Origin of the sequence: Geodermatophilus sp. CPCC 205506 (assembly GCF_051383635.1) — a bacterium.
In the GTDB taxonomy this organism is placed as follows: Bacteria; Actinomycetota; Actinomycetes; order Mycobacteriales; family Geodermatophilaceae; genus Geodermatophilus.
Window position 1 is genome coordinate 93,229 of the sequence record NZ_JALPKP010000008.1, and the last position, 20,850, is coordinate 114,078.

23 protein-coding genes and 1 pseudogene are annotated in these 20,850 nt (G+C 75.3%); 14 read left to right on the forward strand and 10 right to left on the reverse strand.

Annotated features, from left to right (window positions below; translation table 11 throughout):
- Positions 1–12 precede the first annotated feature (12 nt).
- Positions 13–936, forward strand: coding sequence for a hypothetical protein (locus tag MY520_RS06750; RefSeq protein ID WP_436691312.1), 924 nt, complete (start codon positions 13–15; stop codon positions 934–936).
- A 615-nt stretch (positions 937–1,551) separates the two neighbouring features.
- Here the strand turns inward: MY520_RS06750 and MY520_RS06755 are convergent.
- Positions 1,552–2,544, reverse strand: a complete 993-nt coding sequence (locus MY520_RS06755; protein ID WP_436691313.1) for a hypothetical protein — start codon at positions 2,542–2,544, stop codon at positions 1,552–1,554.
- A gap of 25 nt (positions 2,545–2,569) precedes the next feature.
- Positions 2,570–2,959 (reverse strand): hypothetical protein, encoded by a 390-nt coding sequence (locus tag MY520_RS06760; protein ID WP_436691314.1) that lies wholly within the window; start codon positions 2,957–2,959, stop codon positions 2,570–2,572.
- Here MY520_RS06760 and MY520_RS06765 point away from each other — a divergent pair.
- A complete protein-coding gene (locus MY520_RS06765) occupies positions 2,946–3,722 on the forward strand; it encodes an IclR family transcriptional regulator (protein WP_436691315.1) in 777 nt (258 codons plus the stop codon). The genes MY520_RS06760 and MY520_RS06765 overlap by 14 nt on opposite strands.
- A 346-nt stretch (positions 3,723–4,068) precedes the next feature.
- Here MY520_RS06765 and MY520_RS06770 read toward each other — a convergent pair whose 3' ends face one another.
- The gene (locus tag MY520_RS06770; RefSeq protein ID WP_436691316.1) at positions 4,069–4,674 is read right to left on the reverse strand and encodes a class I SAM-dependent methyltransferase; all 606 of its coding nucleotides are present in this window, start codon (positions 4,672–4,674) and stop codon (positions 4,069–4,071) included.
- Positions 4,675–4,739: 65 nt separating this feature from the next.
- On the reverse strand, positions 4,740–6,092 hold the full coding sequence (locus MY520_RS06775) for a histidine kinase dimerization/phospho-acceptor domain-containing protein (protein WP_436691317.1): 1,353 nt from the start codon (positions 6,090–6,092) through the stop codon (positions 4,740–4,742).
- A 138-nt stretch (positions 6,093–6,230) separates the two neighbouring features.
- On the opposite strand from MY520_RS06775, the gene MY520_RS06780 reads away from it, so the two are divergent.
- On the forward strand, positions 6,231–6,950 hold the full coding sequence (locus MY520_RS06780) for a response regulator transcription factor (RefSeq protein ID WP_436691318.1): 720 nt from the start codon (positions 6,231–6,233) through the stop codon (positions 6,948–6,950).
- On the opposite strand, the gene MY520_RS06785 is transcribed toward MY520_RS06780, so the two are convergent.
- Positions 6,886–7,341 (reverse strand): hypothetical protein, encoded by a 456-nt coding sequence (locus MY520_RS06785; RefSeq protein ID WP_436691319.1) that lies wholly within the window; start codon positions 7,339–7,341, stop codon positions 6,886–6,888. The genes MY520_RS06780 and MY520_RS06785 overlap by 65 nt on opposite strands.
- A gap of 108 nt (positions 7,342–7,449) precedes the next feature.
- Positions 7,450–7,611 carry a hypothetical protein gene (locus MY520_RS06790; RefSeq protein ID WP_436691320.1) on the reverse strand — a complete coding sequence of 54 codons (162 nt, stop codon included), beginning with the start codon at positions 7,609–7,611 and terminating at the stop codon, positions 7,450–7,452.
- Between the two features lie 50 nt (positions 7,612–7,661).
- On the opposite strand from MY520_RS06790, the gene MY520_RS06795 reads away from it, so the two are divergent.
- Positions 7,662–8,033 (forward strand): hypothetical protein, encoded by a 372-nt coding sequence (locus MY520_RS06795; RefSeq protein WP_436691321.1) that lies wholly within the window; start codon positions 7,662–7,664, stop codon positions 8,031–8,033.
- A 4-nt stretch (positions 8,034–8,037) separates the two neighbouring features.
- On the opposite strand, the gene MY520_RS06800 is transcribed toward MY520_RS06795, so the two are convergent.
- Together MY520_RS06800 and MY520_RS06805 are read right to left on the reverse strand one after the other, a co-directional pair.
- Positions 8,038–8,856 carry an SRPBCC family protein gene (locus MY520_RS06800; RefSeq protein WP_436691322.1) on the reverse strand — a complete coding sequence of 273 codons (819 nt, stop codon included), beginning with the start codon at positions 8,854–8,856 and terminating at the stop codon, positions 8,038–8,040.
- A 32-nt stretch (positions 8,857–8,888) separates the two neighbouring features.
- Positions 8,889–9,380 carry an SRPBCC family protein gene (locus MY520_RS06805; protein WP_436691323.1) on the reverse strand — a complete coding sequence of 164 codons (492 nt, stop codon included), beginning with the start codon at positions 9,378–9,380 and terminating at the stop codon, positions 8,889–8,891.
- A gap of 92 nt (positions 9,381–9,472) precedes the next feature.
- Here MY520_RS06805 and MY520_RS06810 point away from each other — a divergent pair, with 92 nt between their 5' ends.
- Positions 9,473–10,432, forward strand: a complete 960-nt coding sequence (locus tag MY520_RS06810) for a hypothetical protein (RefSeq protein ID WP_436691324.1) — start codon at positions 9,473–9,475, stop codon at positions 10,430–10,432.
- A gap of 74 nt (positions 10,433–10,506) precedes the next feature.
- Positions 10,507–10,839, forward strand: a complete 333-nt coding sequence (locus tag MY520_RS06815; protein WP_436691325.1) for a hypothetical protein — start codon at positions 10,507–10,509, stop codon at positions 10,837–10,839.
- Positions 10,840–10,875: 36 nt separating this feature from the next.
- Here the strand turns inward: MY520_RS06815 and MY520_RS06820 are convergent.
- Positions 10,876–11,046 (reverse strand): annotated as a pseudogene (locus tag MY520_RS06820) (LysR family transcriptional regulator); the annotation flags it as partial.
- Positions 11,047–11,163: 117 nt separating this feature from the next.
- Between MY520_RS06820 and MY520_RS06825 the strand changes: the two are divergent.
- The 6 genes from MY520_RS06825 (at position 11,164) to MY520_RS06850 (ending at position 18,042) form a co-directional block, all read left to right on the forward strand.
- A complete protein-coding gene (locus tag MY520_RS06825) occupies positions 11,164–12,057 on the forward strand; it encodes an FAD binding domain-containing protein (RefSeq protein ID WP_436691326.1) in 894 nt (297 codons plus the stop codon).
- A gap of 3 nt (positions 12,058–12,060) precedes the next feature.
- Complete coding sequence (locus MY520_RS06830) at positions 12,061–12,561, forward strand: (2Fe-2S)-binding protein (protein WP_436691327.1); 501 nt, start codon at positions 12,061–12,063, stop codon at positions 12,559–12,561.
- Entirely contained in the window at positions 12,558–14,960 is a 2,403-nt protein-coding gene (locus tag MY520_RS06835) for an aerobic carbon-monoxide dehydrogenase large subunit (protein WP_436691328.1), read from the forward strand. Before MY520_RS06830 ends, MY520_RS06835 begins: the two co-directional genes overlap by 4 nt.
- 77 nt (positions 14,961–15,037) lie before the next feature.
- Positions 15,038–15,931 (forward strand): XdhC family protein, encoded by an 894-nt coding sequence (locus MY520_RS06840; protein WP_436691329.1) that lies wholly within the window; start codon positions 15,038–15,040, stop codon positions 15,929–15,931.
- Between the two features lie 70 nt (positions 15,932–16,001).
- Entirely contained in the window at positions 16,002–16,868 is an 867-nt protein-coding gene (locus MY520_RS06845) for an AAA family ATPase (RefSeq protein ID WP_436691330.1), read from the forward strand.
- Positions 16,861–18,042, forward strand: a complete 1,182-nt coding sequence (locus MY520_RS06850; RefSeq protein ID WP_436691331.1) for a vWA domain-containing protein — start codon at positions 16,861–16,863, stop codon at positions 18,040–18,042. Before MY520_RS06845 ends, MY520_RS06850 begins: the two co-directional genes overlap by 8 nt.
- 56 nt (positions 18,043–18,098) lie before the next feature.
- Here the strand turns inward: MY520_RS06850 and MY520_RS06855 are convergent, their stop codons facing one another.
- On the reverse strand, positions 18,099–18,623 hold the full coding sequence (locus MY520_RS06855; protein ID WP_436691332.1) for a DinB family protein: 525 nt from the start codon (positions 18,621–18,623) through the stop codon (positions 18,099–18,101).
- Positions 18,624–18,718: 95 nt separating this feature from the next.
- On the opposite strand from MY520_RS06855, the gene MY520_RS06860 reads away from it, so the two are divergent.
- Positions 18,719–19,732 carry a helix-turn-helix transcriptional regulator gene (locus MY520_RS06860; protein ID WP_436691333.1) on the forward strand — a complete coding sequence of 338 codons (1,014 nt, stop codon included), beginning with the start codon at positions 18,719–18,721 and terminating at the stop codon, positions 19,730–19,732.
- A gap of 46 nt (positions 19,733–19,778) precedes the next feature.
- Positions 19,779–20,816: a BMP family protein gene (locus MY520_RS06865; protein WP_436691334.1), complete on the forward strand. Its 1,038-nt coding sequence runs from the start codon at positions 19,779–19,781 to the stop codon at positions 20,814–20,816.
- The last annotated feature ends 34 nt before the right edge of the window (positions 20,817–20,850 follow it).

Below are 20,850 nucleotides of genomic sequence, written 5' to 3' on the forward strand. Positions count from 1 at the left end.
AGGAGGACTCCCGTGCGCACCACCACCCGTCCCTTCCGCTGCTCGTTCTGCGGCCGGGAGTCGGCCCCGGCGCTCACCACGCTCTGCGCCGGCTGCCTGTCCACGGCGGCCGAGCTGGTCCGCGGCGTGCTGGTCGAAGACGGCCTGTCGATCGACGTGGGGCGGCTGATGGACGCCGGCCAGCCGGGCGACGAGGAGACGTCCTCCCGGGTCCAGCTGCTGTGGTCGCTGGCCGCCCGCCTCGCAGCAGCGGAACAGCAGATCGACGCAGCCACCGACGCGCTGATGGACCACGGGTACATGGACGGGGACCAGGACCTGCGCCAGGCCGTGGAGGACGCGGTCGCGGAGGCCGCCGAGTGCAAGGCCGTTAGCGACGTACTGCTCAAGGCCGAGCTGCTCCTGGACGACCAGGGCCTGGGCGAAGCGGTGAAGGACGCGGTGGCGATGGCGGCCGAAGCCGATACGGCGATCGAGGTGCTGGCTGGGGCCGGGTTCATGCCGGGAGCGCAGGACCTGAGCGAGGCGGTCTCCGATGCGATCGCGAACGCCACCGAGGTCGAGGCCGCGCGCGGCGTCCTGCTCCACCACGGGTACATGGACGAGGGCCAGGACCTGCGCGAGGCGTTGGAGGCCGCGGTAGCGGCGGCGGCCGAGGCCGGCGGTGCCAGGGAGGTGCTCACCGACGTCGGGTACATGTCGGGCGGGAGGAGTCTCGTCGAGGCCGTGTGCGACGTCATCACCGAGAACGTCGACCGTGGCCAGCGGTACTTCCGGGAGCGGCAGTACCGCGTGAACGTCGCCGCCGTCGCCTCCCGGGTCATCCTGCGCACGCACTCGGAGTCGCACGCTGGGTCCGTGGCCACCTGCGCGACGTGCGCCGTCGACTGGGCGGTGGTCGAGGAGGCCTCCGGCGTCAGGGCCCCCGGGAACTGACCGAAGCGCGACCACGGCGCACGATGGCGGCGAGCAGCAGGCCCGCACCGTTCCGGTGCGGGCCTGCTGTCGTTGGCGAACGGGGCCACCACGCCGCGGCCGGGGAGATCAAGCCCACCGGACATTTCGTGGCCGTTGAACTGGACATTGAATGGCCATCGACAGCTGACAGACAGGCGCCGCCCGCCGGGATGTCAGCGAGATCCTCGACTGATGTCCCGGCGGGCCGGCCACCGGGTCACCATTGCTTGCGGTGACACCGCGTACCTGGTGCCCGCCCCGGCGTGGTGCTCCTCGGGTGCCGACGCTCCACCCGCCCCGGCCGCCTCGCGCGGCCGGGGCGGTGTGCCGTGGCCCCGAGGAACAGACGGGTGGCAGTCTCCCCTCACCGTCGCGCCGCGTCCGGCGTTCACGGGGCCGCGGTATCCGGCCCGCTGCGTCGGGTGGCGAAGCACAGCCGCCTGTGTCGCCCGGCGGTACCGCGGGGGACTGCCCCGGCTCCGGGACAGTCCCCCTCCTTGGATCCACCTCAGCCGCCCCAACCGGGTCCCGCCACCGCGTCCGAGCGGGACGGCCGGCCGAGCCGCTGGAGCCGCCGGCCGGCGTCCGTGCGCGTCAGACGACGACGGCGGCCAGCGACTCCGGCGCGAACAGCTCCTCGGGCTCGTAGCGGCGCGGCGAGAGCCCCTGCTCGTGGTGGTAGCGCAGGAACGTCTCCAGCGTCGTCCGGTTGGCCGCCAGCCCGTAGGGCCACCAGTCCTCGCCCAGCGCATCGCGGGTGCGCTCGACCTCGGCCCACAGCCACGGCAGCGCGTAGCGGAGCGCGGCCGTCTCGCCGATGCCCGCCAGCCCGGCGGTCTTGGCAGCGGCGCAGGCCTTGACCAGCTCCTGGGCCAGCCACCGGTGCTGCTCGTAGACCTCCCGGCGGATGACCAGCGTGTGCATGATCGGGAAGATGCCGGTGCGGGCGTGGTACTCCCGCTCGACGCCGGCCGGATCGGTGAACACCCGCCGGATGCCGCCGCCGCCCGGGGTGTTGTACGGGCCGGGGTTGCGGGCGCTGTAGATGGCGTCCAGCTTCCCGTCGAGCAGCAGCTGCGACAGGGTCGCGCCCGCCCCGATCGGCTCGACCTGCACGCCGGGCGGCAGGTCGAGCGTGACCTTCTCCTCCCGGCCGGGCTCGTCCAGCCCGCCGGTGCGGTAGCGCACCGAGGCGACGTCGAGGCCGTGGTGCTCGGCGAGGATGCCGCGGATCCACACCGAGGCGGTGATCTGGTACTCCGGAACGCCGACGGTCTTCCCGGCCAGCTCGGAGGGGTCCTTGATCGCCGAGTCGCTGCGGACGTAGATCCCGCTGTGCCGGAACGCTCGCGAGGGGAAGACCGGGACGGCGACGAACGGCGCCCCGCGGCCCAGGGTCATGACGTAGCTGGACAGGGACAGCTCGGCGATGTCGAACTCGCCGAACTTCAGCATGCGGAAGAAGGTCTCCTCCACCGGCAGGTCGAGGAAGTTCAGCTGCGCGCCGCCGAGGCGGACGGTGCCGTCGCGCAGGGGCTGCATGCGGTCGTAGGCCTGGCAGGCCATCGTGAACAGGGGTGCGGTCATCGGGTGCTCCAGTTCTGGCGGGCGGTCAGCCCAGCTGGCCGGGTAGGACGAAGAACAGGACCGAGGCCAGCGGTGCGACGACGATCATCGTCCAGCCGAACACCAGCAGCGTGCGGGAGACCGAGCGCTGCTGCTCCTCGGGGGCACTGGCCACGACCAGGGCGCCGACCGAGGAGAACGGGCTGGCGTCCACCACGGTCGCCGAGAGCGCGATGGCGATGAGCAGCCCGGTCGGGGACAGGTGGCCCAGCGCCATCAGCGGGATGGCCAGCGGCACGATCGCGCCGATCACGCCGGTGCTCGACGCGAACGCCGACACCAGCGCCGCCACGCCGCGGAGCAGCAGCGCGCTGACGATGCCGCAGGAGGGCTCCCGCAGCGTCGCCTCGAAGGTGTGCGCGGTGCTCGACGCCATCGGCGCGGCACCGGCCGGCCTGTCGGCCACCGAGGTGAGCCGGCGGACCGGGATGCCGCTGTCCACCGCGCACCGGCTGGTGCAGACCCTGGCCGCCCGGGGTGGGCTCGAGCGTCAGCCCGACGGCCGGTACCGGGCGGGGCTGCGACTGTGGGAGGTGGCGGCCTCGGCACCCCGGGCGAGCGGGCTGCGCGACACCGCGCGCCCCTTCCTCGAGGACCTCTACGAGGCGACGCAGCAGAACGTCCAACTGGCGGTCCTCGACAGCGGCGCCGCCCTGGTCGTCGAGCACTTCGCCACCCGCGTGGCGGTGCCGACGGCGAGCCGGATCGGTGGGCGGCTGCCGCTGCACGCGAGCGGCGTGGGCCAGGTGCTGCTGGCGTTCGCCCCCCGCGAGGAGCAGGACGCCGTCCTGGCCGGGTCCGCTGGAGCGCTACACCGACCGGACGATCACCTCGCGGAGGTGCTGCGCCGGGTCCTCGCCGGCATCCGCCGCACGGGCGTCGCGGTCGCCGCCAGGACGATGCCGCTGCCCGCACTCGCGGTCGCCGCCCCCGTCGTCGGCCGCGGCGGCCAGGTGGTCGCGGCCCTGGCGGTCGTCCTGCCGACGGAGGAGACGTCGGGGCCCGCGTACGTGCCGGCGGTCGTCGCGACCGCACGCGGGGTCTCCCTGCAGCTGGCCGGGGCCCCCATGACCCTGCCCGGCCGAGCAGCCACCGGCGCCGCCCGGCGGGTCGACGGCGGCACCGCGCGGGGCCGGTAGGCGATCGCGAGGCCGGCGGTCAGCGGCATCCAGGCCAGCAGAGGCCACACCCACCAGCTCACGTCATCCCCCTCCGATCGGACGGTCGACGCCGCCCACCCGGTGTCGAGCGGTGACGGCGCGCGTACACACCGTGGCAAGGGAGTCGGCGGGCGTCCATCCCCCCACCGGTGGGGTCGGCGGCCACACCCACCCGGCGGCCGCGATGTACTGGAGCCGGGCGCTGCCCGGTTACCAGGACGCCGTCGACGCGAGAGGGCAGGAGAGGTCGTGACGCAGGCAGCCTCCGCCGCCGTCCAGAAGCAGATCGTCGTCGAGGCGCCGCTCGAGCGGGCGTTCACCGGGGTCAGCGGGTGGCCGTGGCCACCTGCCACACCGCCCCGCGATGGGCGAGGACCGGCGCCAGGCCGCGCCCGGCCAGCACGTCCAGCATCGCCTCGGGTGGGTGCGCGAACGTGCGGAACTCCCGTCCGCCGGCCCGCAGCAGCCGGTTCTGCGTGGCCACCACGGCCCGGGACACGGCGTTGCACGGCGGGAAGCTGAAGGCCAGCCGGGCCCGCGTGCGGCCGGCCGCGGCACCGAGCAGCTTCGGGTGGTCGGGGTAGCAGCAGACCACCCGGTGCAGCACCACGACGTCAGCGGGGGCCACCGCGGTCGGGTCTTCGGCGATGTCGACCAGGCGGCGGTGCACCCGGCCGCTCAGTCCGGCCTCGGCGACCAGCGCGGCCGCCTGCTGCTCGTAGGCGGGGGAGAGCTCGACGACGGTCGCCGACGTCGCGCCCCGGCCCAGCAGCTCGAGGGAGATCTCGCCGACCCCGCCACCGATCTCGAGCACCGTCGCGCCGTCCAGGCCGCCGGCGGCGAGCAGCTCGACGATCCGGCGGGCGGTCGCGTCCGGCCCCCGCCGCCGGTACCGCGCGGCGCGCCGCCGGGCGAACCGCGCGTCGAACACCCCGTCGCACCCGCGCGGGTCGCAGCAGCCGGCCACCCGGCCACTGTCCCACCGCCCGGCCCGGGTCAGGCGATGATGCCCTCGCTCGTCGAGACGGGGACGGCGCTGGCCTGCTGGGGGTCGTCCACCGCCCCCACCGGGAGCAGGAGCGTGAAGACCGGCGGCGACGGGCGGGTCAGCACCAGCCGGCCGCGTTCGGCCTCCGCGAGCCGGCGGGCGAGGGCGAGGCCGATGCCGTGACCGTCGCGCCGGTCGACCCGCCGGTCGAACAGGGTGCTGCCGCTCCCCGGCACGCCTGGGCCCTCGTCGGAGACGTCGACCGCCACCGCACCGGCGGCTTCGCGGACGGCGACGACGACGCTCCCGCGCCCATGGGTGGCCGCGTTGTCCAGGAGCACCGCGAGCACCTGGCGGACGGCGGCGGTGGACGCCCACGGGGCCGGGACGTCGGGGTCGACGCGCACCTCCAGGTCGCGGCCGTGCAGGGCGAGGCGCGCACCCCACTCCGGCGAGAGCTCACCGAGCAGCGCGCCGAGGTCGACCGGGCCGACCGCTCCGGCCTGCCCGGCGCGGGCCAGGGTGAGCAGCTCCTCGATGATCGCCTCGAGGCGGTCGGCGTCGGCGAGGCAGGCGGCGATGGCCGGCCGGGGGTCCTGCTCGGGCTGTTCCAGCGCCGCCTCGAGGCGCAGCCGCAGGCCCGCCAGCGGGGTGCGCAGCTGGTGGGAGGCGTCGGCGGAGAACGCACGCTCGCGGGCGAGCAGGTCGTCGAGGCGGGCGGCCGTGGCGTCGAGGGCGGTCCCCACCGAGTCGATCTCCGCGATGCCGCCCGTGCGGCTGCGGACGCTGAAGTCGCCGTCGCCGAGCCGGCGCGCGCTGACCTCCAGGTCCTCCAGCGGCTGCGCCAGCCGGCTGGCCTGTCGCCGCCCGACCAGCCACGCGATGGTCACGGCCACGGCCGCCAGCCCGGCCATGCCGGTCCAGACGAGGACCACCTGCCCCAGCGCGACGCTGCGCGGGGTGGCGACCAGGACCGCGCCGATGACGTCGTCGGAGTGCGTCACGGGGACGGCGGCGACAAGGACGTCGCCGTCGGCACCGGCCTCCACCTCCCCGTCCAGGGCGAGGTCCAGGACGCCCGAGCCCGCGCCGGGCGCGGAGCCGGCCAGCCGCCGACCTCGGACGTCGTACACCGCCACCTCGATGTCGCCCTCGCCGTCCTCCAGGTCCTCGCGCTCGACGGGGTCGTGGTCGTCCACGTCCTCGGACACGGCGATGGCGATGTCGCTGGCGACCTGCACCAGGTGGGCCCGTTCGTGCTGCATGGCGTACTGGAGGACCGCCACCGCCAGCGGCACGCCGAACAGGCAGAGCGCGAGGGCGGAGGCCAGGACGGCCACGCCGATGATCCGAGTGCGCACGAGCGTCGCCTCCGTCCGCAGTCCGCCGTCGGCGTCAGGGTCGCGCGCCGGCGCGGCGCTGTCACCGCGTTCGGGTGCCGTGCGAGTCCGCGGCGCGACGCGGCACACCGGCGCGGCCGGGGCTGCCACCATGGCGCCATGGCCGGCCGGATCCTCCTCGTCGAGGACGACCCGACGATCGGTGAGGTCCTCACGGCCAGCCTGCGCAGCCACGCGTACGAGGTCGCCTGGGCGCGAACCGGCACCGAGGGGCTGGCCCGCGCGGGCACGGGCGACGTCGACCTCGTGCTCCTCGACCTGGGACTGCCCGACCTCGACGGCGTGGAGGTGTGCCGGCAGCTCAGGCGGATCCAGCCCGGGTGCGTGCTGGTCATGCTGACCGCGCGCTCGGCGGAGATGGACGTCGTCGTCGGGCTGGAGGCCGGTGCCGACGACTACCTGGTCAAGCCGGTCCGTCTCGCCGAGTTCCTCGCCCGGGTCCGTGCGCACCTGCGCCGCGGGGGAGCGATCCCGGCCGCACCGGCCGTCCGCACCCTGGGGGACCTCGTCGTCGACGTGCCCCGCCACCGGGTCATGGTCGGACGCCGGGAGCTCCCGCTGCGGCCGAAGGAGTTCGACCTCCTCGCCCGCCTGGCCGCGCAACCCGACGTGGCGCACAGCCGGGAGCAGCTGATGTCCGACGTGTGGGACGAGCACTGGTTCGGCTCGACCAAGACCCTCGACGTCCACGTCGCCGCGCTGCGCCGCAAGATCCAGGAGTGCGCTGTCTCCGGCGACCGCGTCCCGCGGATCGTCACCGTGCGCGGGCACGGCTTCCGGCTCGAGCTGCCGGCGCCAGAGAGTGGCTTCGCGCCGTAGCGGACGACGCGGGAGCGATCTCCCAGGTGCCTACCCGGACGACGGTGTCACGGTCGCCGGGGACGAGGTCGTCCGACGTGCCGAGGAGCCGAGCCGTGATCGAGGCGACGGCCTCGTCCCCGGTGAGGACCTCCTGCAGCAGCCAGAGGACGGCGTCGAGGTTCTCGCGACGCCGGGGATCGGTGCGGCACGTGTGCGCCTCGACCGTGAGCAGCTGGCACCCGGGGCGCGCGCACTGGTCGGCGCTCCAGCTCGGCACGATGAAGCAGGGGGCGGACGCCGCGCCGGGACCGGGGGACGCCTGGACGATGCGGTCGGCGTAGTTCAGCAGCAGCGTGCTGAGCACGGCGTTGCGGGTCAGCAGGCCGCCAACCGCCAGGCGAAGGTCCATCGTCGTCCTCGTTCCCGAGCTCACCACCAGCCGGGGTCGACGCTAGGCCGCCCGCCGCCAACGGTGGCCCAGGGAAGGGCAAGAAATCGGCAAACGTGCCGATCCCGCTCAGACCCGCGTGCCGCGCTTCCCCCAGCCGAGCACCACGGTGACGAGGAAGAACAGGCCGCCGACGACGGCGAGCCAGAACAGCCCCTCCACCACGGCGCCGATGATGGTGACGACCAACCAGATGACCAACAGCAGTCCCAGCAGGCGGAGCACGGTCATCTCCCAACCGCGAGTGGACACCGACGTCCCGACCCTAGGGGGTACCTCCCGTGCCGGACGATCTCGACGACCTCGTCGCCGCCGTTCCCGCGTCGGTGGCCGAGCTGGTCCGCGCCGCCGACGCGCTGGTCCGCCGCACCGACCCGGACGTCGTCCGCGTCGTCTGGCCGCACCAGAAGACGGTCGGGTACGGCGTGGGACCCAGGAAGACGACCGAGCACTACGCCTACCTGGCGGTCTACGGGCAGGTCCTCAACCTGGGCTTCAACCACGGCGCCGCCCTCGACCACGGCGGCCTGCTCGACGGCACCGGACGGTCCTTCCGCAAGCTGCGGGTCCACGGCGTCGAGACGCTCGAGGACCCGCGCCTCGCCGACCTGCTGCGCGCCGCGCGGGCCGAGCGGCTGCGCGCGCTCGGGTGACCGGTCAGCGCGCGGTGCTCTCCTCGTCGCGGCCGACCGTGGGGTCGAGGGTCCGCTGTGCCACCGGCTCCGGGCCGTCGTCCAGCACCTCGGAGGGCACACCCGCCCCCGCCGTCGACTCCGGGGACGGGACCGGGGCCGGCTCCGGCGCCCTGGCCTCCGCCCGCTCCGAGGCCGGAACGGCGACCGGCCCGGGCTTGTCCTCGTCCTGGCCGGTGCGCCCGGCGGCCACCGCGGCACCCACGGCCGCGGCCCCGGCGACTACCGCCGCCGCTCCCGCCGCCACCGCCGTGCCCGACACGCCCGCCTTGCCGCTGTCCCCGCGCGTGGCCCGGGCGTCCTCGACGCCGGGGGTGCCGACGCCGGCGCCCGCGTTGATCGAGCCCCGCCAGACGCCGGTGGGGTAGCCCTCGTCCTCGACCAGTGCCTTGAACCGTTCGAGGTCGGAGCGGACCTGCCGCTCGACGATGCCCAGGGCGTCCCCGACCCGCTCGACGACGCCCTCGGGCTCGTACTCCAGCGTGAGGTGGACGACCGTCGAGTTCGGCCCGGCCGCCTCGAACCGCACGGCGCCGGCGTTGGTCGCCCCGCTCGTGGCCGCCCACGCGATCCGCGTGTCGGGCACCTGCTCGAGGATGGCGGCCTCCCACTCCCGGCGGACGCCGGCGAGCTCCGCCACCCAGTGCAGCCGTCGGTCGTCGAGCTGCCGCACCTCGCGCACCCCGCCCATGAAGTGCGGGAAGTCCTCGAACTGCGTCCACTGGCCGTACGCCGTGCGGAGTGGGACGTCGACCTGGATGGCGCGCTCGACCTTCGTCGTCATGGGGACCTCCTCGTCTCGGGACCAGGCGGCCACTACCCCGTCCGCGACGGCTGACGCCCCTGGCTCGGACCGGTCTCCACCAGGGCGGCCAGCCGGGCCAGCGACTGCCGCCAGCCGGTCTCGTTGTCCGCGGGCGGGACGACGTCGGGCACCCCCTCGTGGACGGCCGTCAGGTCGGTGCCGCCGTCGGCGTCGGCCAGGGTGATGGTGATCGTCATCGGGCCGCCGAGGGCGGGGTCGTCGGCCTCGAACCGGTCGACCTCGACCACCCGCTCGTCGGCCACCAGGCTGACGAACCGGCCGCGGTAGGTGTCGGTGTGCGCGGTGGTCTTGCCGGCCCGGTCGGGCGCGTCGTACGTGAGGGAGACGCGGAGGGTGCCGCCCTCCTCGGCGTTCCACTCGTGGACCCGGGAGGTCATCCCCTCGGGCACCCGCCACCGGGCGACCGCCTCCGGGTCGAGGAGCGCGGCGTAGACGCTCGCGCGCGGAGCACGCAGGTGGCGGGTGATCCGGGTCGTGGCCACGGCGTCATCCTGCCCCCGAGTGCTACGAACTCGGGGTGATCGGGAGCCGATCACCCCGGGTTCGCAGGACTCGACGACAGCGAGGGGCGCCGATGGATCTCGACGAGGTCGCCGACGAGCTCTACGAGGTGCCGCCCGACGAGTTCACCGCGCTGCGCACCCAGCGCCAGGGCGACGCCCGTGCCGCGGGCGACCGCGCCCTGGCCAAGGAGATCGGCACGCTGCCCAAGCCGTCGACCGCGGCCTGGGTGTGCAACCTGCTGGTGCGGGGGCACCGCGCGGAGATCGAGGGCCTGGTCGAGCTGGGGAGCCTGCTCCGCGAGGCGCAGGAGAACCTCGCCGGGGACTCCCTCAAGGCGCTCAACCGGCAGCGCTCCCAGCTGCTGACCGCGCTGAGCCGTCAGGCGGCCGCCCTCGCCCGAGAGCAGGGTCACCGCGTCAGCAGCCCGGTGGAGGCGCAGGTCGAGGACACGCTGCGCGCGGCGATGGCCGACCCGGAGGCGGGCGAGGCGCTGCTGACCGGGCGCCTGGTCTCGTCGATGTCCTACAGCGGACTGGGCACGACCGGCACCCGGCCGGCGTTGCGGCTCGTGGCCCCGCCCCGGGCGGACCGGACGTCCCCGGCCGCGAAGCCGGAGAGAGGGGCCCGCCCGCGCGGCGCGGACGCCGCCGAGCTTCGGCGCCGGCGTGAGGAGGAGGCCCGCCGGCGCGAGGAGGAGGCACGCCGGGCCGAGGAGGAGCGGCGCCGGCGGGAGCTGGAGGAGGCGCGCCGCGCGGCCGAGGAGGCGACGACCGTCGCCGACGAGGCGCGGGCCGCCGCCGAGGAGGAGAGCCGACGGGTCGACGACCTCGACGCCAGGCGGGCGGACCTGCAGGCGCGGGTCGCCGAGCTCGCCGACGAGCTGGGCCGGGCCGAGCGGGAGGCCGCGGAGACCGCCGAGGAGCTCAAGCGCGCCGAGCGGCACCGCCGGACCGCCGAGCGGCAGGCCACCGACGCCGCGGCCGCCCGCGACCGGGCGGTGGCCGCCCTCGCCGCGCTGGAGGAGGCCTGACCTGCGACCTCTTGCCCGGCGCGACCCCCGGCACCACACTCCTCGCACCTGCTCGACGACGTGCGGAGGCCGCCGTGGACATCGAGGGACCCGCGACCGAGGACACCTCGCCCGACGAGTCGCGCAGCGGCGCCGACATCGCCGAGGCGATCGAGGTCGCCGAGCGGGGCAGCTCGGTGCAGGAGGTGCACGACCGCCCCGGGGAGACGCGCTCGGGGGAGGCGCCGGTGGAGCGCAGCGCGGGCGACCCGGAGATGACCGAGGGCCAGGTCGTGCTCGGGGACGGTGCCGCCGGCGGGAGCACCGGCGCCGGCCCGGCGGCCCCGGAGGGCGTCTCGGGCGGCGCCCAGTCGCAGCAGGGCGCCCGTGCGTCGGACCGGGCTGCCGCGCAGCCCTCCGACGGCTGACCGCTCAGCACTCCGCCGGCGCCCGCCCGCGGGGGTGAGCTCGATGCCGGTGCCGGTTCGCCGGAACAGCGGGCCGCCGAGATCGTCGCGCCGGGCCGCGACCGCCGCGGAGACCGCCGGCTCACTCACGCCGAGTGCGGTCGCGTTCGCGCGCAGCGAGCCCGGTTCCGCCGCCAGTGCGAAGGCCCGGAGCTGGGTGAACGTCATGGCCGGGAGCCTCGTGAGGGATCGGTTGTCCCGATCTTGACAGGGCTGTGGCGCAGGTCACAAGCTGCTGCGCCACCAGGGGTCCCGCGTGCAGGCCCCGCAGGGGAAGGAGCCCCCGTGCAGGTACCGGCCCCGTTCGACTACACCCGGGCGACCAGCGTCGCCGAGGCGCTCGAGCTGCTCGAGCGCCACGGCCCCGAGGCCCGCGTCATCGCCGGCGGGCACAGCCTGCTGCCGATGATGAAGCTCCGGCTGGCCCGGCCCGAGTGGCTCATCGACATCAACGACGTCGCCGAGCTCGACCACCTCACCCGCGACGGCGAGTGGCTGCACGTCGGTGCGCTCACCCGGCACGCCACCCTGCTGGCGTCCGAGCTGGTGGGGGAGCTGTTCCCGATCGTGCACGACGCCGAGCGGGTCATCGCCGACCCCGTCGTCCGCAACCGGGGGACCATCGGCGGCTCGCTGGGTCAGGCCGACCCGGCCGAGGACCTCACCACCGTCTGCGACGTGCTCCGCGCCCAGGTGGTCGTCGCCGGCCGGGGCGGGGAGCGGGTCGTCGGCATGGACGAGTTCCACCGCGGCCCCTACGAGACCGCCTGCGAGCAGTCCGAGCTGATCACCGAGATCCGCTTCCCGATCCGGCCGCGCTCGGGCAGCGCCTACGAGAAGGTCGAGCGCCGGGTCGGCGACTGGGCGGTCGCCGCCGCCGGCGCCGCGCTGGTGATGGCCGAGGACGGCACCGTCGCCGACGCCACGATCGGGCTGACCGCGCTGGGGCTGGAGGGCTGCGCGGTCGACGCCGCCGCCGTCCTGCTGGGGACGACGCCGAGCGAGGACGTCGTCGCCGAGGCCGGCCGGCTGGCCGCCGCGGCCAGCGCGCCGGTCGAGGACCAGCGCGGCCCGGTCGACTACAAGCGCCACCTCGCCGAGGAGCTGACCCGCCGGGTCCTCCGCACCGCCGCGTCCCGCGCCGGGGCCGGCGCCACCACCGCCGTCCAGGGAGGCTGACCGATGCAGGTCACGATGACCGTCAACGGGGCCGAGGTGACCCGGGACGTCGAACCGCGGTTGCTGCTGGTGCACTTCCTGCGCGACACCCTCGGCCTCACCGGTACGCACTGGGGCTGCGACACCAGCAACTGCGGCACCTGCGTGGTGCTCGTCGACGGCGTCCCGGTGAAGTCGTGCACCACGCTGGCCGCGATGACCGCCGGGCACGAGGTGCGCACGGTCGAGGGGCTGGCGGACGGGGCCACGCTCGACCCGGTGCAGCAGGGCTTCATGGAGGAGCACGGCCTGCAGTGCGGGTTCTGCACGCCCGGGATGATGCTGACCGCCCGCGCGCTGCTCGACCGCGACCCCGACCCGGACGAGGGCACCATCCGCGAGGCCATCTCCGGGCAGATCTGCCGGTGCACCGGCTACGCGACGATCGTCCGCTCGGTCCGCTGGGCCGCCACGCACCCCGCCGGCGAGGCCGCCCCCGAGACGCCCACGGAGGTGTCGGCATGACCGCCGTCGAGGACCGGCAGGTCCACCCGGCCAACCCGGCCGCGAACGACGCCGACCGGCCGATCGGCTTCGGCCGGATCCAGCGCAAGGAGGACCCGCGCTTCATCCGGGGCCGCGGCCGCTACGTCGACGACATCGTGCTGCCCGGGATGCTGCACGGCGCGATCCTGCGCTCGCCGCTCGCGCACGCCCGGATCGTCTCCATCGACACCACCGAGGCCCTGGCCCACCCGAAGGTGCACGCGGTCGTCACCGGCCGGGACCTCGAGGGGCTCAACCTGGCCTGGGCGCCGACCCTCTCCGCCGACGTCCAGGCCGTGCTCGCCACGGACAAGGTCCGCTTCCAGGGCCAGGAGGTCGCCTTCGTCGTCGCCGAGGACCGGTACACCGCCCGCGACGCCCTCGAGCTGATCGACGTCGAGTACGAGGAGCTGCCACCGGTCGTGGACGCCCGCCGGGCGCTGGACCCGGACGCCGCGGTCATCCGCGACGACAAGGAGGGGCAGACCGACAACCACATCTTCGACTGGGAGGCCGGCGACGAGGCGGAGACCGACGCCGTCTTCGCCGGTGCGGAGGTCGTCGTCAGCCAGGAGGTCGTCTACCCGCGGGTGCACCCGGCGCCGATGGAGACCTGCGGGGCGGTGGCCGACTACGACGCGGTCGACGGCCGGCTCACCCTCTACGAGACCACCCAGGCCCCCCACGCCCACCGGACCCTCTTCGCGATGGTCGCCGGCATCCCGGAGCACAAGATCCGCGTGGTGTCCCCGGACATCGGCGGCGGGTTCGGCAACAAGGTCGGGATCTACCCGGGCTACATCCTGGCCGTCGTCGGCTCGATCGTGACCGGCCGGCCGGTGAAGTGGATGGAGGACCGCTCCGAGAACCTCATGTCCACCTCGTTCGCCCGCGACTACATCATGCGCGGGGAGGTCGCGGCGACGCGGGACGGGAAGATCCTCGCCGTCCGGACGCACGTGCTCGCCGACCACGGCGCGTTCAACGCCACCGCCCAGCCGACCAAGTACCCGGCCGGCTTCTTCTCCATCTTCACCGGCAGCTACGACCTGCGGGCCGCGCACTGCACGGTCACCGGCGTCTACACCAACAAGGCGCCGGGCGGGGTGGCCTACGCCTGCTCCTTCCGGGTCACCGAGGCGGTGTACCTGGTGGAGCGGATGGTCGACGTCCTCGCCGCCGACCTGGAGATGGACCCGGCCGAGCTGCGGCTGCGCAACTTCATCCGCCCCGAGCAGTTCCCGTACAAGAACAAGACCGGCTGGGAGTACGACTCCGGCGACTACGAGCCGACCATGCGCAAGGCCATGACGATGGCCGGCTACGACGAGCTGCGGCGCGAGCAGGCCGAGAAGCGGGCCCGCGGCGAGCTCATGGGCATCGGCGTCTCCTTCTTCACCGAGACCGTCGGCGCCGGGCCGCGCAAGCACATGGACATCCTCGGCCTGGGCATGGCCGACGGCGCCGAGGTTCGGGTGCACCCGACCGGCAAGGCCGTCGTCCGGCTGTCGGTGCAGAGCCAGGGCCAGGGCCACGAGACGACGTTCGCCCAGATCGTCGCCGAGGAGCTGGGCATCCCGCCCGAGGACATCGACGTCGTCCACGGCGACACCGACCAGACGCCGTTCGGGCTGGGCACCTACGGCAGCCGCTCGACGCCGGTCAGCGGGGGAGCGGTGGCGCTGGCCGCCCGCAAGGTGCGGGACAAGGCGCGGGCGATCGCCGCGGCGATGCTGGAGACCCGGCCCGAGGACCTCGAGTGGGAGAAGGGCCGCTGGTACGTGCGGGGCGACCGCGAGGTCGGCCGGACGATGACCGAGATCGCGCTCGGCGCGCACGGCACCGTCGCGCTGCCCGAGGGGATCGACGGCAACCTCGACGCCGAGGTCACCTACGACCCGCCCAACCTCACCTTCCCGTTCGGCGCCTACATCTGCGTCGTGGACGTCGACCGCGGGACCGGCAAGGTGCACGTGCGCCGGTTCGTCGCCGTGGACGACTGCGGCACCCGCATCAACCCCATGATCATCGAGGGGCAGGTGCACGGCGGGCTGGCCGACGGCGTCGGGATGGCGCTCATGGAGTTCATCGGCTTCGACGAACAGGGCAACTGCCTCGGCGGGTCGTTCATGGACTACCTCATCCCCACCGCCATGGAGGTGCCCGACTGGGAGACCGGGCACACCGTCACCCCCTCGCCGCACCACCCGATCGGCGCCAAGGGGATCGGGGAGTCGGCCACGGTCGGCTCGCCGCCGGCGGTGGTCAACGCCGTCGTCGACGCGCTCGCGCCGTTCGGCGTCCGGCACATGGACATGCCGTGCACCCCGGCCCGCGTGTGGGAGGCGATGCAGGGCCGGCCGACCCCGCCGATCTGATGAGCGGGGACCCGACCGTGTCCGTGGAATCCGACGCCGGGGCCTCCGTCGGTTTCCGCGGAAACCGACGGGGGAGCGTGCCCGAGCGGGCCGCCGAGCTGGTCCGCAGCCGGGTGCCGTTCGTGCACGCCACCGTGGTGCGGGCGCAGCGGCCGGCCAGCGCGCACGCCGGCGACACCGCGCTGATCAGCGCCGACGGCGTCATCGACGGCTTCGTGGGCGGCACCTGCGCGGAGTCCTCGGTGCGGGAGTACGGGCTGATGACCCTGTCGACCAACGAGCCGCTGCTGCTGCGGATCGTGCCGGGGCAGCCGCCGGCCGACGCCGAGGACGGCGCGGTCACCGTGGCCAACCCGTGCCTGTCGGGCGGGTCGGTGGAGATCTTCCTCGAGCCGCGGGTGCCGGCGCCGCGGGCGCTCGTCGTCGGCGACAGCCCGGTCGCCGAGGCGCTCGCGGCCCTCGGCGCCCCGCTGGGCTTCGCCGTCGAACGGGTGGCCGGAGAGGACGCCGTCCCGGCGGCGGACGACGCCGCGCTGGTGGTCGCCTCGCACGGCCGCGGCGAGCAGCCGGCGCTGACCGCGGCGCTACGGCTCGGCGTCCCCTACGTCGGGCTGGTCGCCAGCCGGATCCGCGGCGCGGCGGTGCTGGCCGCGCTCGACGTGACCGACGAGCAGCGCTCCCGGGTGCGCAGTCCGGCGGGGCTGGACATCGGCGGCCGTACCGCCGCGGAGATCGCGCTCTCCATCTGGGCGCAGGTGGTGGCCGAGCGGCGGGCCGCCGAGCGCGCCGCGGTACCGCCCCTGACCCCGGCGGCTCCGTCCCGGGCCGTGGACCCCGTGTGCGGGATGACCGTCGCGGCGGTCGACGCCAGCCCGCACGCGACGGTCGGCGGCGTCCGCACCTGGTTCTGCTGCGAGGGCTGCCGCGCCGCCTTCCTCGCCGACCCGGACCGGTATGCCACCGCCTCCTGAGGGCCGAGACGGCCATCCCAGCCTCTCCACGGCGGCGCGAGTCGGGGCGGACGAGCACGTCCGGGACCGGGTGCCGGACGTCGGCGCGCTGGCCGCCGCGCTCGACGACGCCGACTACCTGGCCGACCCCGGGCTGGCCACCGCGCTGTTCCTGGCCGTCCGGCTGCCCCAGCCGCTGCTGCTGGAGGGCGAGCCGGGCGTCGGCAAGACCGAGGCGGCGAAGGCGCTGGCCCGGGTGCTGGACACCCCGCTGTACCGGCTGCAGTGCTTCGAGGGGATCGACGCCGCCGAGGCGCTCTACGAGTGGAACCACCCGCGCCAGCTGCTGGGCATCCGGCTGGCCGAGGCGGCCGGCGCGCCGCTGGCCGAGGACGACCTCTTCGGTCCGGGGTATCTGCTGCGCCGGCCGCTGCTGCAGGCGATCGAGCACGCCGGGCCGCGGCCGGCGGTGCTGCTGCTCGACGAGATCGACCGGGCCGACGCGGAGTTCGAGGCGTTCACCTTCGAGGTGCTCGCCGAGGCCGCGGTGACCGTGCCGGAGCTGGGCACCATCCGGGCGGCCCACCCGCCGGTCGTCGTCCTCACCTCCAACCGGACGCGCGACCTGCACGACGCGCTCACCCGCCGGTGCCTGTACCACTGGATCGACTTCCCGGCTCCGGAGCGGGTCGCCGAGATCGTCCGCCGCCGGGTTCCCGGCAGCAGCGAGCCGCTGGCGGTCGACGCGGCGGCGGCGGTGGGCCGGCTGCGCTCGCTGGACCTGGTGAAGCCGCCCGGGATCGCCGAGGTCATCGACTGGGTGGCCGCCCTCGCCGTGCTGGGCGTGCCCCGGCTGGAACCGGCGGCGGTCGAGGCGACGTGGGGCTCGGTCCTCAAGAACCGCGACGACCAGGTGCTCGTCCGCGGCCGCGGCGCGGCCTGGCTGGCCGGTGCCTGACCCGCCCGTCGCGCCGGGCCCGCTGGCGGTGGGGCTGACCACCGCGCTGCGGCGGGCCGGGCTGCCCACCACGCCGGAGCGCGCCGCCGGGCTGGCCCGGGCGCTGCAGCTGGTGCCGCCGCGGGACCGCGAGGCGCTCTACTGGGTCTGCCGCGTCACGCTGGTCAGCGACCGTGCGCAGCTGCCGCTGTTCGACGCGGTCTTCTCCGCGGTGTTCGACGGCCGGCTCGACCCGGCCGACAGCCGCGGCGACCCGACGGCGCCCCCGGCGGTGGGCAGCGAGCCCCGCACCCGGCCCGCTCCGCCGGACCGCCGTGCGCAGGGTCCGGGGGCGCCCGAGGGCGGGGTGGGGCACGCCGGTGGCGGGGACGACGACGACGGCGGGGCGGAGCGGGACGTCGTCCTGGCTGCGGCGTCGGCCGAGGAGCGGCTGCGGCACACCTCGTTCGCCGACCTCACCGCCGACGAGCTGACCGGGGTGCGGGAGCTGGTGCGCCGGCTGGTGCTGGTCACCCCGTCGCGGCGCAGCCGGCGGACCCGGCCCACCCGCCACGGGCGGGACCGGATCGACCTGCGCCGCACGGTGCGCTCCGCGCAGCGGTCCGGTGGGGACCCGGTCCGGCTGGTGCACGCCACCCGGCGGACGCAGCCGCGGCGGCTGGTGCTGCTGTGCGACGTCTCCGCGTCGATGGAGCCCTACACCCGCGTCTACCTCTCCCTGCTGCAGGGTGCGGTGGCCGGGGCGCGGGCCGAGGCGTTCGTCTTCTCCACCCGGCTGACCCGGCTCACCCGCCAGCTCGCCGTCCGGGACCCCGACCAGGCGCTCGCCCGGGCCGGGGCCGCGTCCTCGGACTGGGCCGGCGGCACCCGGCTGGCCGCGGGGATCGGCGGGTTCGTCGCCACGCACGGCCGCCGCGGCCTCGCCCGCGGGGCGGTCGTCGTGGTGCTGTCGGACGGGTGGGCCCAGGACGACCCGGAGGACGTCGCCGAGGCGATGCGGAGGCTGCGCCGGCTGGCCCACCGGATCGTCTGGGTGAACCCGCGCAAGGCCGCGCCGGGCTACGCGCCGCTGGTGGGCGGGATGGCCGCGGCCCTGCCGCTGTGCGACGCCTTCGTCAGCGGGCACAGCCTGGCGGCGCTGGAGCAGGTGGTCGCCGCCGTGCGGGAGGCATAGGAAGCTATTCCCACGTCGGCGGCCCCGGTACGTGGGAATAGCTTCCAATACCGCGGTCAGCCCATGGTCTTCTGGCCGTCGAGGGACTCCCGCAGGATGTCGGCGTGGCCGGCGTGCTGGGCGGTCTCGGCGATGATGTGCAGGAACACCCGGCGGGCCGACCGGACCGCGCCCGGCTGGAACCACGGCGCCGGCGGCAGCGGGTGGGCGGCGTCGAGGTCGGGCAGCGTGCGCACCAGCTCGTCGGTGCGCCGGGCGACCTCCTCGTACCGCGCGAGCACGTCGGCGAGGGTCTCGTCCGGGCCCATCCGGAACTCCTCGGCCCACTTCGCCATCTGCTCGGGGTCGTCCGGGCCGGCCATGACGTCCGGGCCCTCCACGATGAAGTCGGCCCACGACCGCTCGGTGCCGGCGACGTGCTTGACCAGACCGCCGAGGGTCAGCTCGCTGGCCGTCGTCCGCTGCCGGGCCTGCTCGTCGGTGAGCCCCTGGACGGTGTAGCGCAGGAAGGCCCGGTGGGCCGTGAGGGCCTCCAGCAGGTCGGCCCGCTCGCCGGTCAGGGTGGTCGTCGCGCTGGTCATCGTGGTCGCCTTCCGTCTCCGGTGGATCCGTCGGGGACGACGCTACGGACCATTGGTGTCAGATCCTGTCCGCGATGTGCGGCAGTCTTCTCCCCGTGGCCGACACCGGGAACCGCACGCTCCGCCTGCTGTCGCTCATGCAGACCCGGCGGCACTGGGGCGGTGCCGACCTCGCCGAACGGCTCGGCGTCTCCGTCCGCACCCTCCGGCGCGACGTCGAGCGGCTGCGCGACCTCGGCTACCCGGTGGAGGCCCAGCCCGGCGTGGACGGCGGGTACCGGCTGGCACCCGGGGCGGCGCTGCCGCCGCTCGTGCTCGACGACGAGGAGGCGGTCGCCCTCGTCGTCGGCCTGCAGGCGGCCGCGCAGAGCGCCATCGCCGGGACGGCGGAGTCGTCGGTGCGGGCGCTGACGAAGGTGGTGCAGGTGCTGCCGCCCCGGCTGCGCCGCCGCGCCGACGCCCTGCGCGCGGTGACCGAGCCGGCCGGGTGGCGGGACGGACCGGCGGTCATCGACCCCGAGGTGCTCACCACGGTGGCCCAGGCCTGCCGGGACACCGAGCGCCTGGTGTTCGCCTACACCGCGGCCGACGGCGCCGCCACCGAGCGGGAGGTGGAGCCCGCGCGGCTCGTGGCGCTGGGCCGGCGGTGGTACCTGGTGGCCTACGACCTGCTCCGGGGGGACTGGCGCAGCTTCCGGCTGGACCGGCTGGCGCGGCCGCGGCCGACCGGCGCCCACTTCGCCCCGCGGCGGCTGCCCGGGGACGACGCCGTCGCCTTCGTACGGGCCGGGACCGGGCCGACCCCGTGGGTGGTGGAGGTGCTGGTGGAGGCGCCGGCCGACCGGGTGCGGGCGCGGATCGGCCGGTGGGCGCGGGTCGAGGACGCCGGGGACGGCCGCAGCCGCGCCCACATGGAGACCGACGACCTGGACTGGCCGGCGTTCGCCCTCGGGTCGCTCGGTGCGGAGTTCACCGTCGTCGCCCCGCCGGAGCTGCGGGACCTGCTGGCCGAGTGGGCCGGCCGGTTCGCCAGGGCCGGGGGTCCCACGATCGATATCGATTCGGTCTCGGCTGCTCCCGCGGCGGGGGACCCCGCAACCCCGGGCTGACAGGCTCGCTGCCTCTCGACCCCCGCGAACGAGGATGGTGCCCTCCATGCGCTCCGCCCGAGTGTTCCTCCGCTCCGTCGCCCTGTCCTCCGTGCTGCTGCTGACGGCCACGGCCTGCGGTGGGGACGACAGCGGGGGCGGTGGAGGAGGCGGCGGTACCGCGGGCGGGGGCGGCGACGCGCCCCGCATCGCCGCGGTCTTCTCGGGCACGACCACCGACGCGGACTACACCTTCCTCGGCCTGGAGGCGCTCCAGGCGGCCGAGGAGGCGTACGACGCGGAGACCACCTTCTCCGAGAGCGTCGCCGTGCCCGACGCCCAGCGCGTCCTGCGCGAGTACGTCGCGGACGGGTACACCGTCATCTGGACGCACGGCAGCCAGTTCTACGACGCGACGGTGGCGGTCGCCGAGGAGGCGCCGGACGTCGTCTTCATCGCCGAGCAGGACACCCAGCCCGAGGGCGTCCCGGACAACGTGTGGGTGCTCGACCGCAACTTCCACCTCGCCTTCTACCCGCTGGGCATCCTGGCCGCGGCCACCACGCAGAGCCAGCAGATCGCCTACCTGGGCGGGGCCACGCTGCCGTTCAGCTACTCCGAGGTGCACGCCGTCGAGCAGGCGCTGGCGGACGTCGGCTCGAGCGCCACCCTGACCCCCGTCTGGACCGGCGACCTCAACGACCCGACGCGCGGGCAGCAGTTCACCAGCCAGCTCATCGCCGGTGGCGCGGACGTCGTCCTGGGCTCGCTGAACCTCGGCATGGTGGGCGCCTTCGAGGCGGTCAAGGCCGAGCCGGCCGGCGCCGTCCGGATCACCGCGAAGTACACCGACAAGTCCGAGCTCGCCCCCGACCACTACCTGACCTCGGTCCTGTACGACTTCGCGGTCATGCTCGAGGAGATCATCGGCCAGGTGCAGGACGGCGAGACCGGTGGCTACCTCGGGATGAGCTTCGAGCAGGGGATCTCGATGCAGCCGCCGACCGGCGTCGACCAGACGGTCGTGGACCAGGTCGACGAGGTGATCGACGGCCTGACCAATGGCGAGATCGAGGTCGAGCGCGACGTCACCCCGGTCGAGTGACCGCGCCGGGGCAGCCGCCGGCGGGGGAGGCGCC